A 14,089-nucleotide genomic window follows, 5' to 3' on the forward strand; every position below is an offset into this window, starting at 1 on the left:
TTGTCTATCACAACAGAACCAGCGAAGCGGGAATTCTTCTGATCGTGTTCAAAAGAGATCCGACGACTATGGCCGTTTATCGAAAACGTCCTATCACACCTGCCCGGCAAGGATGTTGTCGCATAGACCTGCTGTCAGTTCGTGGGGCGTAGAAATGGTGCTATAAAAAGCTTCAGCCATAAGCTACAAGCGCCACCGTTTTCCCTGATAGATTATTGCCCATGCAGTCCGGTTGTACTTTTGGTTCCCTCCGAACCTCCGCCGGGTCGAGGAGTTGCCGCTGGAGCGCTGCATTGTCGTCTCCTATATAACAATCAGCAGATGGGATCAGAAATTCGGGCCGGCAAAACCGGTGCGAGACGAAAGCAGCGGACCGGATGTTCATCGACATGCTGCTCGAAACCTTTTGCTGTCGAGCGACATTACCTGTTCGAAGCCGGAGAACAGTGCGTGGCCAGAGCATATGGAAACCCATCCGATCTCGAGACCGAATGGTCGGACACCGAAATCCTCGCCAAGGCGCACGACCTCGTCGAAACCTTTCTGACCTTCCTGCGGCTGGAGCGGCCGAAAAACGACATTCTCGACGCGCGTTGCCTGCCAGCAAGTAAATCTTCGCTCATCAGCGCTTTCAGGCTGGTGATCGCCACGGAGCCCCGCGGCGACGTGCGAAGGGCGCTATCGTCTGCCGGTCATACGCTCGCCCAGTTTCAGGATCGCGTCGGAATGCGCATCTCCGTGTCGCCGGCCTGTGCGGCGAATGTTGATCCAACCCACACAACGGCAGCGAACCTGCTCGAGGAGGTTCTTAGCCAGGTCGACGAAGACACCCGTCGGCTGCGCGATCTCCTGGACAAGGCGTCGTCGATCGCGGAGACCCGGTTCCAGCGCAGACATGCTCGCACGCCCTTCCAGGACGATGGAACATATACCTGGTACGGGCATGGCTGATACCGTAAGCGATGGAACGTCGGCTATTCCACGCCGCCGAGCTCGCGGAATGCGCGCCACTGGTCGTCGGTCGAAACCCCATCTGCAAAGACGCGAAACGCCTTCCCCTGAGCCTTCAATGCTTGCGCGGTTTTCAGCGCATCCGGATAGAGCAGTGTCGGCTCGTCACGCCGGTCCTCTCCGAAGGGGTCTACCGAGCTCAGCGCGATAACCTGAAACCTTGTTGCCATGGATCATTCCTTTCGAATGCGCCGAGATGGGTCAGCCTTCATTTCCATCGGAAACAAAGTCTTTCGGAAGCTCTTCTCGGGCGGCCCGATGCGCCAGGGCTCGGTCGATCCACCTTTCCCTCAAGACGACGTCAATCGCGAAGGCGACGTCCTCGGCGCCCCAGCCAGCCTCCTGCATCTCGTGCATGAAAGCGGTCAGCTTCTCATCGATGGTGCTGCGCAGCTCACCGTCTGTCGTTGTCGTGCCTTGGTTCACCATCGTCACCTTGGAATGAGTTGCCATAGACCGGACAACGCCGCTTCTGCCGGTAGGTTTCGTCGCCGGCAACGCCGGACCTGTTTATGGCGATTTTCCCCTCCTTTGGAGCCGTAAGAACGGGCTAGACTCCTGATAGCGCGAATGCTTCATTGCTCGCCCGGAGGACACGAGTATGGCGTATGAATGGGATGCGGGCCGTGCACGGCGGGCGCAATTGATTAAGGCGGTATCGATGATAGCACTGACCGCATCGGTGATCAGCGTGCCGATCGCGGTGCTGCTGACGGCCTCGCCGTTCTAGAGTTCCAGAAACTGCACTTACGCGCTCGACAGCTCTGGATGTTGGCGCTGTCGCCGGCTGTTATCGAATAGGCGCCTGCAGACGCCATGCGCGCTTCGTCCGAGGCGAGGAAGAGTACCATCGGCGCGACGTCGCGCGGATCGATCATCGGCATGCCGAGCGGCAACTTCTTGAGCAGCCCCTCCATCGCAGTCGTCTCATCTTTCGCCTCATGCCGGTTGGCTCGCCGCCGGCGACTTCAATTGCCTGCGTATAGCGTTTTTCATGTCGGCTGCAGCACCTCGAGGGTGTTCCAGGCGTCAGTGCGACAACAGCCTACAGCATCGGCGGCAAATGATCGGACTGGTTCAGCTGGGCACGCCATTCCTTCAGCCGCGCATCCTCGTCCAGTCGAGATCAAATACAAACGCGTCCCGATCCCGCGACAGGCTTGCGGGCGCGGCCGCTTCTTCAACGCGGCTTCCCCGCGTGCGGCACCGCATCAATTTCGGCTAGCTCGGCGTCGAACGCGCTGGCGCCCTCATCGCCGACCTCTCCCTTCCTTTCCAAGGCCGCATCAACCTGCCACGGCTTCTTGGTTCTCATCGGCGCCCCGGATCTTTTGCAGGCCACGCCTGCCCGGCGACGACGTTGTAGCGGCTCAGGCTGCGGATACCGCCCTGGGTTAGCGCCCAGCCGGGCGGCTGCGCCGCGATGCAGCGACGGGTTTTCGAAACGTAGCGGGCGATGGTCAGCTCATGCTTCGGCGCGCGCATGTCATGGCTGGCCTCACAGAAAATAATCTCGCCGTACGTTGCCTGTTACGTCGAGCTCGAAGCAACAGAACGCTTTTTAAGCCAACGTAAAACGCGGATTTCCTCCTCGTCTAGCCACTGTTGAAGCCGCTCGCTCCTGGTCTTCAGCTTGAGCACATCGTGCAGCATTCCAGATTGAAAATCCTCGAACACCGCCGGATGGATGTACGAGGAGCGACAGACCGAGCGGGTGTTCACGAGTTTCGAAGCGACTCCATCAATCGCCTCGTTAAGTTGGCGAGCAAGGTCGCGCTTGGTCGCTGCGACCTCAAGCGAAGCAAGGGCTTCAACCGCCATGCAGGTGGCACCCCATGTCCGGAATTGCTTTGAACTGAATTCCTCGCCGGTGATTTCGCGGATATATGAATTCACGTCGTGCGAAGAGATAGGTCTGCATTCGCCCTCATCGCAAACATATTGAAATAGGTGTTGGCCGGGCAGTTCCTGGAGCTTTCGGACGACGTTGGCAATGCGACGATCGCTGTGAGAAAGGTTCCATTCCTTGCCCGACTTCCCCTTAAAGCGGAACTTAAGGCTCCCACCTTCGACCTTGACATGGCGGTTGCGCAGGGTCGTCGCTCCATATGACTTGTTCGCCTCTGCATACGCGGCGTTACCGACGCGGATGTACAGGTTGTCGAGCATCCACACTACGGTAGCCAAGGCCTTATTCATTGTCAGGCCGCGAGAGCGTAAATCTATCTCAACCCGCTCACGGAGGTCTGGCAGGCGATCGGCGAAGTCGGTGAGCCGTTCGAACTTGGCTTTTCCACGATGCGCGTGCCAGTCAGAATGGTAACGATACTGGCGACGGCCCCGTGCATCCTTGCCGATCGCCTGGAGATGAGAAAACGGGTTAGTTGAAATGATGACATCGGTGTAGGCCGGCGGTATCGCTAAGGCGTTCAATCGAGAGATCTCGGCAGCTTCCGTGATCCGTCGCCCGTCCGGTCGGTAGTACATGAAACCTCTGGCGCCCCACTTACGGGTGATGCCGGTCTCTAATCCAGGAACGTACACCAAGCCTGATGCCAGTTTGGCTTCCGCGGCAATCGTGTCGATTTCAGTGAGGGTCTGGTTCATTTCGCCATAACTCCCGGAGAATTATGCTGTTCCTTCACGTCAGCTTAATCTCTTCGATCACTGCCATTCTCGCTGCGGCGATCTGCTATCGCTTCAGATGGAAATCTACCATCGTCAGCGCGTTTTCGATCGCTGCCCCGGAGGCGGTATTGTCGAACACGCACCAGCCATCCGCCGCCAACAGGTCTGAGAAACGCCTGATCTCCTCATCGGTATAGCTCGAGTAATAGATCTTCGGCTTGCCGTGGAGACGAACGTATTTTGGCGGTGTGTCGAAATCCTCCGTCGGCCAGACCCGCGCCGGATCGGCAAGAACTCGATCGATCGCGTAGCTCTTCAGCAGATCCCGTGCCTCGGCCGACGCCCAGCTCGTGTGGCGTACCTCAATCACGATCGGTCCGTCATCGGCATTCCGTACTGTATTGAACGCGCTGTCGAGCGCGTCCGCGTCGAAGGCCAGTGACGGCGGCAGCTGGCAGAGCAGCGGTCCTCGTTTCTCGCCTAGCGGCGTAATATCTTCAAGGAAGGTGCCGAACGGCTCGGCGATGTCTTTCATCGCGTGGGTGTGGGTGATGTCCTTGGGGATCTTGACCGCAAACCGAAAGCTGTCCGGCACGGATTGCGCCCACAGCGCGAAGGTCGATGCCTTGTGCCGACGGTAGAAGGTCGAATTGATTTCGACGCCATCGAACACCGATGCATATCGGGTGAGGCCACTTCCTTCCTGCGCAAACCGGTCGGCCACCTTTTTCGGGATGGACCAGGCGGCGGTGGCGATGATCGGCAATCGTCTTCTCCTCGACTTGCGAATGCGCAAGCGAAACGAGGGGCCGACAGCGGAGTTCCATGCAGCGACTGAGCAGCCACCGGAACCATCGGCCACAAAAGAACGTTTGCAGAACAAAACCAGGAGAACCTTATGAGTGAAAACCCGAAAACCGATACCTCGTCCAACACACAGAAAGATCCAGACGACTGGGTCAGCGGCGACGAGCCGATGACCGGCGCTCAGCGCTCTTATCTGAAGACACTGTCGGAACAGGCGCATCAGCCCGATGCCTACGCCGAGGACCTGACTAAGGCCGAAGCGTCAAAACGGATCGACGAACTCAAGAAGTCACTCGACCTGGAGTGACGCGCAGCCGCCGGTAGCAGATGGTGTATGGCGTGGGGTGCTACACGGAACTTTTGTGCGCTGCAGCACTTATCGATCGTCAACCGCGAAAGGACGCAACCATGTCAGATCTGAAGCTTGGTGAACCGATTCCTACAGGCATTGCCGGTATTGAACCTGTCAACATCGCAGAGGTGCAAGACGCCGCCGAGACGGTCGTACAGCCTTTCCAGGAGACCGTAAGCAGCACCGCGGTCTCCCACTCCAATGGCCCTTTATTAGATCAGTTGCTGTTGTTTCCGATGAAGCTCGGCCTGTCGATGGCGCTAGCCTCCACAGCGATGCTAGTCAGTCCAGCGCTGATGGCCAAGCGGATTGAAACGGCCGGCATCACTCAGTAAACGACGACTCGTCGTTCGTCCCGTTCTCCCCGCCTTCCGAGGCGGCGATTTCGTTTTTTAACTGCGTGTCGGCTGAGCGGGCCGGTATCCTCGAGCGCCTCGATGTTAGGCAGGTTAAGCAGCCAAAAGCAGAGAGGAAATGGGGGGTTGTCACGTAGGTGTACGGCGCCCCGGGCGTCGGACGAGGCGGTCCGGAACCGATGAAACCCGCGCCGCGTAGATCGGCGATGGTGTCGCCGCTGACTTCCTTGCCAAAAATCCTCGACAGCTGTCGGCGGTCGACCGGCTGAAAAGGTCTCACCGCCATCAGCACCATCACCTTGAACTCCGACGCCCCCGTTGCCGCGCCCCGCCTTGGAGCAGTTGAGACCCGTATCGCGGCCGGTCACGCGAACGCGTTCGATGGTGCCAGCCGCCTGCGGGCAAGACCGGCGGCGAAGGCGGCATGGGATTCGGTCAGATCGTGTGCTCGCGGCCGTGCCCAGCTTGGCAGGCGGGGCGACTAGTTCGGCGTCGTCGTAACGTATCGACCGGGCGGATCCATACCGAGAAGCTTAAACGGTACGCGCGGTTTAGGCCAGCATACAAACGCAAAACTGCACGCATTGACACCTTCCTTACATAACCGATAATCTTGCACTATGAAACGCTTCAAGACGAGGCGGCATCTACAACGCTTCGTCTCCATCCATGACCCGATTGCCAACTTGTTTTACATCCTCCGCCACGACATCTCCGGCCATCATCGCGAATTGCGTTCCTCGGCGATGAAACTGTGGGCGAAAATCGCCCGCGCGTGACCGACAAACTCGGCCGGCGTCATGGCCTGTCCTCGTTGCCGTTAAGTTGACGATGCCACATGCAGCGCTTCTACCGGCTGGACGCGCGACCTGTTCGGCACGGCGCTGCTGGTGCGCGAATGGGGCCGCATCGGCGTCTTTTCCCGCGAGCGGGTGGAGGCGAAGCGGAGTTTGGCGGAAGCGTGGCGGGATGCGGAGCGGCTGGCGATGCGGAAGCGCCGGCGGGGGTATGTGCCGGTCGGGGATTGTTGACACCTGTCAACATCCCGTCAATGCGGCTGGCTGCGGTGGAAGAAGTGCAGGAACAACTCCCGCTCGGTGGTGATGTCGAGTTTTTCGTAGATGCGGGCGCGGTGGTTTTTCACCGTGCCGGAGGCGATGCCGAGGCGGGCGGCGATGGTGGCGGTGGGGTGGCCGTTCAGCACCAGCTCGACGAGTTCGAGTTCGCGGGCGGACAGTTCCGGCCAGAGGGCGGCGGCGATGACCGGGCCGTTGGCCGGCACGGCGCCGGGCGCCGTGGGGGTGGCGCTGCGGCTGTAGGAGGGCTGGCGGGTTTTGGTGTCGAGCGCATGCAGGGCGGCGAAGACGGAGAAGCGTTCGTTCAGCAGGTCCACATCGGCATCGCGAAAAGGCTGGCGCGAGCGGTCGAGGAAGATGCCGAGGCACCAGTCGTCGCCGTCTTCGAGCAGCACGCCGATCTCGTCGCAGATTTCCGACTGGGCGAGGAACTCGGCGATGTAGCGGCCGCGTTTCATGCGGTCGCTGGCGAGGCTCTTCAGGGGCACGATGCCGGTGCGCCGCTCGCCGCGCCAATGGGCGTAGAAGGGATCGAAGACATAGTAGGTTTCAAGATACCGCGCGACCATCTCTTCCGAATAGCCGCGGTGCTTGACGAATTCCGGCCGGCGGGTCGCCGAATAGCGCGTGACGGTGATGAGGTCGGGCGAGACGACGGCGCCGATCATGTCGATCAGCCGGTCGACGTGCTCGTCCGTTCCCGTCGCGGCGATCGCGACGGCAAGGTTCTGCCAAAACTCTGCGCGCATGCTCTGATCTAGCATCCCCCTGCCCCGCCGTCATTGTGCCTTTCGGCATATGGCGCCCCGCCCTTGCCCGAGCCTAGTCTTCCCCCATCGAAAGTCTCGGAGGGCAAGGACTTGGAAAACCCGATTGTGATTGGCATCGACGCGGGCGGCACCATGACCGACACGATCCTCGTCGATCGTCATGGACACTTCAAGATCGGCAAGGCGGCAACGACGCCGAAAGACGAGGCGGAGGGCTTTGTCGCCTCCTCCCTTGACGCGGCCGAGGCCTGGGGCATTTCGCTGGAAAGCCTGTTTTCCGGCGTCGACGTCGTGCTCTATTCCGGCACCGGCATGCTCAACACGCTGCTGTCGCGCACCGGCCGCAGGCTGGGCCTCATCACCACCAAGGGCATGGAAGACATGATCCTGATGGGCCGCGGCTTGCAGGCCTGGGCGGACTATTCCTATGCCGACCGGCTGCACGCCGTCACCCACCATCACCCCGATCCCCTCGTGCCGCGCCGGCGCACGCACGGCGTGACGGAACGCATCGACCATTTCGGCGATGTCGTGCTGCCGCTCTACGATGCCGACGTGGTGAAGGCCGCCCGCGCGCTGATCAAGGACAAGGTCGATGCGATCTGCATCATGACGATCTTCTCCCATGTGAACCCGGTGCATGAGAAGCGCATCGCGGAAATCTGCCGCGAGGAGGTCGAAAAGGCGGGCGCCGAGATCACCGTCTATACCAGCCACGAGGTGCGCCCGGTCATCCGCGAACAGTCGCGGCTGAACTCGGTGCTGATCGAGGCCTATGCGACGTCACGCGGCCGCAAGCAATTGCGCGGCATCGAGGATGCGTCGAAGAAGTACGGCTTCAAATATGGCGTGCAGACGCTGCTCTCCTTCGGCGGGCTGACCTCGATCAACCACCCTCGCCTGCACGAGACGATGATCTCCGGCCCGATCGGCGGCATTCTCGGGGCGGCCTATATCGGCAAGCTGATCGGCAATGACTCGCTCATCTGCTCCGACATGGGCGGCACCTCCTTCGACATGGGCGTCATCTCGCGCGGCCAGACCCGCATAGAGAACGAGCCGCTGATGGACCGCTTCAAGCTGAACGTCCCGACGCTGCATCTCGATACGATCGGCGCCGGTGCGGGCATGATCCTGAAGGTCGATCCGCTGACCCGCAAGATTTCGCTCGGGCCGGAAAGTGCGGGCTCCGATCCGGGACCGATCTGCTTCGACCGCGGCGGCACCGAGCCGACCATTGCAGACTGTGACGCCATCCTCGGCCGGCTCAATCCGGATTATTTCCTCGGCGGCAAGGTCAAATTGCAGGTCGAGAAGGCGCGCGCCGCCTTCAAGGAGAAATGCGCCGACCCGCTCGGCGTCGGCGTGGAGGAAGCGGCCGAAGGCATGATCGAGATGCTGGAGGCGGATGCCAACAATGCGCTGCGCCGCGTCATTTCCGGCCAGGGCATCCACCCGTCGGAATTCACGCTGCTCTCCTATGGCGGCTCCGGCCCGCTGCATCTTGCCGGCTGCTCCAAGGGCATCGGCTTCAAGGACATCATCACCTTCCAGTTCGCCGCCGGCTTCTCCGCCTTCGGCTGCACCACGGCGGATTACATGCGCCGTCACTCGGTCTCCACCCAGATCGACATTTCGGCCCGCGCCACGGAAGACCGGCTCGTTGCCGCGGGCGCCCAGATCACCAGGGTCTGGAGCGATCTCGAAAGGGCCGCGGTCGATGAAATGCTCGCCGACGGGCATGCGCGCGAGAAGATCAAGACCGTGCCCTTCTTCATGGCGCGCTATACCGGCCAGCTCGAAGACGTCGAGGTCATCGCGCCGTTGCCAGCTGTCAACTCGGCAGACGACATGCGCGCCGTGCTTGCCCAGTTCGAGGAGGTCTATGCCAAGGCGAACCACCGCGTCTCGAAATATGGCGAGGCCGGCTTCTCGCTGATGGAGCTCGGCGTCATCGCCACGGCCGACAAGATCAAGCCGACGCTCATCCGCCGGCCGCTCGGCACCGCCAATCCGCAATCCGCCCACAAGGGCACGCGCGAGGCCTATATCGGCGGGCGCTGGCACAAGGCCAATCTCTACGAAATGGACCTGCTCGAACCCGGCCACGAGGTGACCGGCCCGGCCATCATCGAGCATCCGGCCACCACGCTCGTCGTGCATCCGAACGACCGCGTTTTCATCGATGAGTGGACGCTGCTCCACTATATTCACGCCTGAGCGGGAGACCGAAACCATGCTGGACAGAACCGCAAATCCCCTTCGCGAACGCCTCCTCGAATCCGAACGGCTGATGGAGGAAACCGGCTGCTACGACGGCATCACCGAGCTGACGCTGCGCCGGCAGGACCCGCTGAAATTCGAGACGCTGCACACCAAGCTGCGTGCCTATTGCGTCTCGGCGCGCGAAATGGCCCGGCGCATCTCCGCTTCCCCCGGCGTGCGGGAAGTGGGCGAGATGGTCGTCGCCATCTACACGCCGGAGGGCGACGCGATCGCCCTTTCCAACGGCATCATGGTGCATGTGCACACGATGAGCCGCTTCATCAAATGGATGATCAAGAACGGCTACGAGGAAAACCCCTGCATCCGCGACGGCGATATCTTCGCCAACAACGATGCCTTCATCGGCACCGTGCAGGTGCCGGACGTGATGGACGTCGTGCCGATCTTCTACGAGGGCACGCTGGTCGGCTGGGCGGGTGCTGTCTGCCACGAGCTGGAGGCCGGCGGCATCACGCCGGGCGGCGACGTGTGCCTGGCGCAGGAGCGCTTCACCGAAGGGCTGTTCGTCTGCGCGGAAAAGGTCGGCGAGAACGACGAGATCCGCCGCGACTACGTCATCCGCTGCGAGCGGAACCTGCGCATGCCGATCTATTGGGTGCTCGACGAAAAGGCCAAGGTCGCCGCCTGCATCGACATGCGCGAGAGCGTCAAGCAGCTCATCTCCGAAGTCGGGCTGGAATACTGGCAGCGGCTTGCCAAGGAGTTCATCGAGGAGGGCAGGCGCGCCCAGCTCGCCCGCACCCGCCAGCTCACTGTGCCCGGCATCTATCGCGGCCACACCTTCTACGGCCATGTCACGGAGGGCAAGCCGGGCTTCCAGCCGCTCGGGCCGCCGAACTGGCTCTACAACATCCCCATCGAGATGGAGATCAAGTCCGACGGCAAGATCCGCATGGATTTCGACGGCACCCAGCCCTGGGGCTATCACTCGATGAACTGCACGCCGGCCGGCATGGATGGCGGCATGTTCGTGACGCTGACCCAGCATATGAACTTCGAGGGCCTGGTCAATGACGGCGCCTGGATGGCGACCGAGATCAACATTCCGCACGGCACCTGGACCAACCCGGACAACGAGATGGCCGCCACCGCCACCTCCTGGGCGCTGCTGCTTCCCGCCTACGGCGTCTTCCAGCGGCTCTTGTCGCGCGGTTTCATCGCCCGCGGCTTTGTCGAGGAGGCCTTCGTCGGGCAGGTCAACTCGCCGATGATCGAGATGGGCGGCACCAGCCAGTACGGCACGCAGTTCGGCATGGCGCATTTCGAATGCGCTGCCGCCGGCTCCGGCGCGCTCGCCATCAAGGACGGGCTGGATACCGCCTATGTCGGCTGGAACCCGGAATCCGACATGGGCAATATCGAGATCTGGGAACAGAACATGCCGATGGTCTATATCGGCCGCTCGATCGTGCCCAATTCCGGCGGTGCCGGCAAATATCGCGGCGGCTGCGCCTTCGCCTCCACCTGGCTGATCAACAAGACGGAGCATCTGCGCCTTGTCACCTCGGAACATTCCTCCCGCGTCTTCGACAATGGCGGCCTGTGCGGCGGCTACCCCGCGCCGACCTGCGAAAAGCACCATGCCGTGCGCGGCTCCGACATCTTCGAGAAGGCGGCCAAGGGCGAGGCGCTGGCGCACACGCCGGGCACCGATCCACTCGTCTCGGATTTCGAACGCCGCTACAAGGGCGAGCAAGTCTTCGAGGAGGGGCCTTACATCACCAAGCCGCACAAGTCCGGCGACATCTTCAGCCATGCCTATAATGGCGGCGGCGGCTTCGGCGACGTGCTGGAGCGCGACCCGGTGAAGACGGCCTGGGATGTCGAAAACGGCTTCCTCACCCGCGAGGCGGCCGAGCAGGTCTTCGGCATCATCCTCAAGGACGACGAGGAAGGCTATCCGCTGGCCGATATCGACGCCACCGTGGCGCGGCGCGCCGAGATGCGCAAGGCGCGGCTCGCCAAGGCCATTCCGGTCTCCGAATGGATCGCTAGGGAGGCGACGCGCGTGAAGAAACAGGACTTTGCGCTGGAAGTGACGCGGATGTATCGCAGCGCGATGCAGCTTTCGCCAAGATTCACCCGGGAATTCAAGGACTTCTGGGGTCTCGACGCCGATTATGCCTTTGCCGGGGAGAAGTGAGCCATGAGTGCCTATTCCAAGGAAACCATCCGCGAACTGGTCGATGGCACGCTGCCCTGGCCGCAGACCCGCCGCATCATGAGCGCCTACAAGGACGACGACCGTTTTGCCAAATATATCAGCGTGTTGCAGGATCGCGTGGCCTGGGAGGACCCGATCCTGCTGCCCGTCGGCGACCGGCTGTTCATCTGCGACAGCGCCGAGGGGCGGGTGACACGCTGCGAATGCGGCCATTCCTTCGGTGATTACCGCAAGAACTGGAAGCTCAACGCCGTGATCAGCGTGCGCGACACGGAAGAGAGCCTGCGCGAGATCTACCCCAATTCCGACCTGCCGGACCCGGAATGGATGGAAATCCGCGAATTCTTCTGCCCGCAATGCGCCCACCTGCACGAGGTGGAGGCGGCAGCGCCCGGCTATCCCATCGTGCATGACTTCCAGCCGGACCTCGAAGGGTTCTACAGGGACTGGCTGGGCACACCCTTGAAGGAGACGGCATGACGGAAAACCTGAAGGGCCGCAGCGCGGTCATTACCGGCGGGCTGACGGGGCAGGGGCTGGCGATCGCCGAGGCCCTTGCCGGGGCCGGCGCTCATGTCGCCGTCGGCTCCTTCGTGCGCGAGGCGGCGGGGCGGCAGGGCGACGCCGCCGCCTATCCGGACCCGGAAGAGATCGTCAGCGTGCGGGAACGACTGGCCCGGCATGGCACCAGGGTGCATGCCGGGCATCTCGACGTGCGCGACAGCGCGGCGATCGCCGATTTCGCCGCTGCTGCGGAGGCAGCCTGCGGGCCGGCCGATATCCTCGTGAATGCCGCAGGCACCACGGCCGAACAGCCGGTCAGCGGCCATTCGGACGAGCTGTGGCTGAAGATCATCGACACCAACCTCAACGGCGCCTTCCGCATGATCCGGACCTACCTGCCGGGCATGATGGCGCGCAAATGGGGGCGGGTGATCAATATCGGCTCGACGGCGGCGACCGTCGGCTGGAAGGACAATCCCGCCTATTGCGCCTCGAAATCCGGCCTGCTCGGCCTGACCCGCTGCGTGGCGCTGGAGGGCGCGCCGCATGGCGTGACGGCGGTGATGATCAGCCCGACCTGGGTGGAGACGGAGCTGATGCGCCGCAATGTCCAGCAGGTTCTCGACCGGGAGGGCGGGGGCCGCACGCTCACGGACGCAATGGCCGATATCGCAAGGCAGAACCCGCAGAACCGCATCATCCAGCCGAGCGAAATAGCCGCCCTTGCCGTCTTCCTCTCGGGGGAGGGGGCCAGGGGCATCACCATGGAGAACATACAGATCTCGGGCGGCGCACTCTGGTGAGCCGCCTTTTGCTTTAAAGACCAAAACAAAGAAAGAAAGGGAACAGCAAATGCCAAGACACATCGTAATGACGCTTGCCATGACTGCCGGACTGCTTTCGACCTTCGCCACCGCGCATGCGGCCGATCCGGAAAGCTGCAAGGCCGTGCGCTTCTCCGATGTCGGCTGGACCGACATCACCTCGACCACCGCCGTCGCCTCGGCGATCCTGCAGGCGCTGGGCTACGCGCCGGAGAGCAAGCTGCTCTCCATTCCCGTCACCTATACCAGCATGAAGAACAAGGACATCGACGTCTATCTCGGCGACTGGCAGCCGAGCATGGAGGCCGACCGCAAGCCCTTCCTCGAAGACAAGTCGATCGAGGTCTTCGGCCCGAACCTGACGGGCGCCAAATATACCTTCGCCGTGCCGAAATATGTCTCCGATGCCGGCGTCAAGGATTTCGCCGACCTCCAGAAATTCGCGGACAAATTCGGCAACAAGATCTACGGCATCGAGCCCGGCAACAACGGCAACCGCATGATCACCGAGATGATCGACAAGAAGGCTTTTGGCCTCGCCGACTGGGAGCTCATCGAAAGCTCGGAACAGGGCATGCTGGCGGAAGTCGGCCGGGCGATCGGCGAGAAGCAGTGGATCGTCTTCCTCGGCTGGGCGCCGCACCCGATGAACTCGGTCTTTGAGATCGACTATCTCTCCGGCGGCGACGACTATTTCGGCCCCAACTACGGCGGCGCCGACATCTACACCAACATCCGCGCCGGCTACGCGGCCGAATGCCCCAACGTCGCAAAGTTCGTCACCAACCTGCGCTTCACGCTGCCCATGGAAAACGAAATCATGGGCGCCATCCTGAACGACGGCAAGGACGCCGAAGCCGCTGCAACCGAATGGCTGAAGGCGCATCCCGATGCGGTGACGCCGTGGCTGGAGGGTGTGACAACGATCGACGGCAAGCCGGCGGCGGAGGCGGTGGGCGGGTTGCTCAACGGGTGATGGTTTTTTTGGGGGGGGGCTGGGTGAGAGGATGTCTTGAATCCAGCCTCTTCGGTGGAGTCGTTGGCTTTTCAGGGGCTGCGGGTTGTTGAATCCGCGCGTGCCAGCAACACCCCCCTCTGCCCTGCCGGGCATCTCCCCCACAAGGGGGGAGATCGAATCGTGGCTACGTCCCGCTAATCACTACCGTCGCAGATGAAGGAATGCCCGCGCCTCCATCCAATCTCCCCCCTTGTGGGGGAGATGTCCGGCAGGACAGAGGGGGGTGCCTCCGTGCAACAGCGCCCTTGTCCTATACTCTTGCCCGCGCTATATGACTACTATAGTCATATGAG

At 61.9% G+C, this 14,089-nt stretch carries 18 protein-coding genes and 1 pseudogene; 11 read left to right on the forward strand and 8 right to left on the reverse strand.

Annotation, left to right across the window (positions count from 1 at the left end; genetic code table 11):
* Window positions 1-321 precede the first annotated feature (321 nt).
* Window positions 322-951 (forward strand): hypothetical protein, encoded by a 630-nt coding sequence (locus tag J2Y63_RS23425; RefSeq protein ID WP_435268043.1) that lies wholly within the window; start codon window positions 322-324, stop codon window positions 949-951.
* A gap of 23 nt (window positions 952-974) precedes the next feature.
* On the opposite strand, the gene J2Y63_RS23430 is transcribed toward J2Y63_RS23425, so the two are convergent.
* Both J2Y63_RS23430 and J2Y63_RS23435 read right to left on the reverse strand, forming a co-directional pair.
* Entirely contained in the window at window positions 975-1,181 is a 207-nt protein-coding gene (locus tag J2Y63_RS23430) for a hypothetical protein (protein WP_435268044.1), read from the reverse strand.
* A 31-nt stretch (window positions 1,182-1,212) separates the two neighbouring features.
* Window positions 1,213-1,464, reverse strand: a complete 252-nt coding sequence (locus J2Y63_RS23435) for a hypothetical protein (protein WP_256120320.1) — start codon at window positions 1,462-1,464, stop codon at window positions 1,213-1,215.
* A gap of 148 nt (window positions 1,465-1,612) precedes the next feature.
* On the opposite strand from J2Y63_RS23435, the gene J2Y63_RS23440 reads away from it, so the two are divergent.
* Window positions 1,613-1,741 (forward strand): hypothetical protein, encoded by a 129-nt coding sequence (locus J2Y63_RS23440; protein WP_256120322.1) that lies wholly within the window; start codon window positions 1,613-1,615, stop codon window positions 1,739-1,741.
* Window positions 1,742-2,191: 450 nt separating this feature from the next.
* Here the strand turns inward: J2Y63_RS23440 and J2Y63_RS23445 are convergent, their stop codons facing one another.
* The 4 genes from J2Y63_RS23445 to J2Y63_RS23460 all read right to left on the reverse strand — a co-directional run bounded on the left by J2Y63_RS23445 (window position 2,192) and on the right by J2Y63_RS23460 (window position 4,405).
* Window positions 2,192-2,326, reverse strand: coding sequence for a hypothetical protein (locus tag J2Y63_RS23445; RefSeq protein ID WP_435268045.1), 135 nt, complete (start codon window positions 2,324-2,326; stop codon window positions 2,192-2,194).
* Window positions 2,323-2,496 carry a hypothetical protein gene (locus J2Y63_RS23450; protein ID WP_435268046.1) on the reverse strand — a complete coding sequence of 58 codons (174 nt, stop codon included), beginning with the start codon at window positions 2,494-2,496 and terminating at the stop codon, window positions 2,323-2,325. The genes J2Y63_RS23445 and J2Y63_RS23450 overlap by 4 nt, the downstream gene beginning before the upstream one ends.
* A gap of 45 nt (window positions 2,497-2,541) precedes the next feature.
* Window positions 2,542-3,618, reverse strand: a complete 1,077-nt coding sequence (locus J2Y63_RS23455; protein ID WP_256120324.1) for a DNA topoisomerase IB — start codon at window positions 3,616-3,618, stop codon at window positions 2,542-2,544.
* An 85-nt stretch (window positions 3,619-3,703) separates the two neighbouring features.
* On the reverse strand, window positions 3,704-4,405 hold the full coding sequence (locus J2Y63_RS23460) for a DUF72 domain-containing protein (protein ID WP_256120325.1): 702 nt from the start codon (window positions 4,403-4,405) through the stop codon (window positions 3,704-3,706).
* A gap of 132 nt (window positions 4,406-4,537) precedes the next feature.
* Between J2Y63_RS23460 and J2Y63_RS23465 the strand changes: the two genes are divergently transcribed.
* On the forward strand, window positions 4,538-4,753 hold the full coding sequence (locus J2Y63_RS23465; protein WP_256121451.1) for a DUF3072 domain-containing protein: 216 nt from the start codon (window positions 4,538-4,540) through the stop codon (window positions 4,751-4,753).
* A 101-nt stretch (window positions 4,754-4,854) separates the two neighbouring features.
* Complete coding sequence (locus J2Y63_RS23470) at window positions 4,855-5,133, forward strand: hypothetical protein (RefSeq protein WP_256120327.1); 279 nt, start codon at window positions 4,855-4,857, stop codon at window positions 5,131-5,133.
* Here J2Y63_RS23470 and J2Y63_RS23475 read toward each other — a convergent pair.
* A complete protein-coding gene (locus tag J2Y63_RS23475; RefSeq protein WP_435268047.1) occupies window positions 5,123-5,449 on the reverse strand; it encodes an SMC-Scp complex subunit ScpB in 327 nt (108 codons plus the stop codon). The genes J2Y63_RS23470 and J2Y63_RS23475 overlap by 11 nt on opposite strands.
* A 325-nt stretch (window positions 5,450-5,774) precedes the next feature.
* Here J2Y63_RS23475 and J2Y63_RS23480 point away from each other — a divergent pair.
* Together J2Y63_RS23480 and J2Y63_RS23485 are read left to right on the forward strand one after the other, a co-directional pair.
* A pseudogene (locus J2Y63_RS23480) lies at window positions 5,775-5,933 on the forward strand (IS6 family transposase); the annotation flags it as partial.
* A 90-nt stretch (window positions 5,934-6,023) separates the two neighbouring features.
* Window positions 6,024-6,185 (forward strand): WGR domain-containing protein, encoded by a 162-nt coding sequence (locus J2Y63_RS23485; RefSeq protein ID WP_435268220.1) that lies wholly within the window; start codon window positions 6,024-6,026, stop codon window positions 6,183-6,185.
* Window positions 6,186-6,202: 17 nt separating this feature from the next.
* Here the strand turns inward: J2Y63_RS23485 and J2Y63_RS23490 are convergent, their stop codons facing one another.
* Entirely contained in the window at window positions 6,203-6,994 is a 792-nt protein-coding gene (locus J2Y63_RS23490) for a helix-turn-helix transcriptional regulator (RefSeq protein ID WP_256120329.1), read from the reverse strand.
* Between the two features lie 96 nt (window positions 6,995-7,090).
* Between J2Y63_RS23490 and J2Y63_RS23495 the strand changes: the two genes are divergently transcribed.
* Genes J2Y63_RS23495 through J2Y63_RS23515 form a run of 5 tightly spaced genes read left to right on the forward strand, consistent with a single transcriptional unit; the run spans window position 7,091 to window position 13,754 of the window.
* Complete coding sequence (locus tag J2Y63_RS23495) at window positions 7,091-9,220, forward strand: hydantoinase/oxoprolinase family protein (RefSeq protein ID WP_435268048.1); 2,130 nt, start codon at window positions 7,091-7,093, stop codon at window positions 9,218-9,220.
* A 16-nt stretch (window positions 9,221-9,236) separates the two neighbouring features.
* Window positions 9,237-11,429, forward strand: coding sequence for a hydantoinase B/oxoprolinase family protein (locus J2Y63_RS23500; RefSeq protein WP_435268049.1), 2,193 nt, complete (start codon window positions 9,237-9,239; stop codon window positions 11,427-11,429).
* Window positions 11,430-11,432: 3 nt separating this feature from the next.
* Window positions 11,433-11,930 (forward strand): acetone carboxylase subunit gamma, encoded by a 498-nt coding sequence (locus J2Y63_RS23505; RefSeq protein ID WP_435268050.1) that lies wholly within the window; start codon window positions 11,433-11,435, stop codon window positions 11,928-11,930.
* Entirely contained in the window at window positions 11,927-12,757 is an 831-nt protein-coding gene (locus J2Y63_RS23510) for an SDR family NAD(P)-dependent oxidoreductase (protein ID WP_435268051.1), read from the forward strand. Before J2Y63_RS23505 ends, J2Y63_RS23510 begins: the two co-directional genes overlap by 4 nt.
* 49 nt (window positions 12,758-12,806) lie before the next feature.
* Window positions 12,807-13,754, forward strand: a complete 948-nt coding sequence (locus J2Y63_RS23515; protein ID WP_435268052.1) for a choline ABC transporter substrate-binding protein — start codon at window positions 12,807-12,809, stop codon at window positions 13,752-13,754.
* Window positions 13,755-14,089: the final 335 nt, after the last annotated feature.

Origin of the sequence: Shinella sp. BE166, assembly GCF_051201095.1 — a bacterium.
In the GTDB taxonomy this organism is placed as follows: domain Bacteria; phylum Pseudomonadota; class Alphaproteobacteria; order Rhizobiales; family Rhizobiaceae; genus Shinella; species Shinella lacus.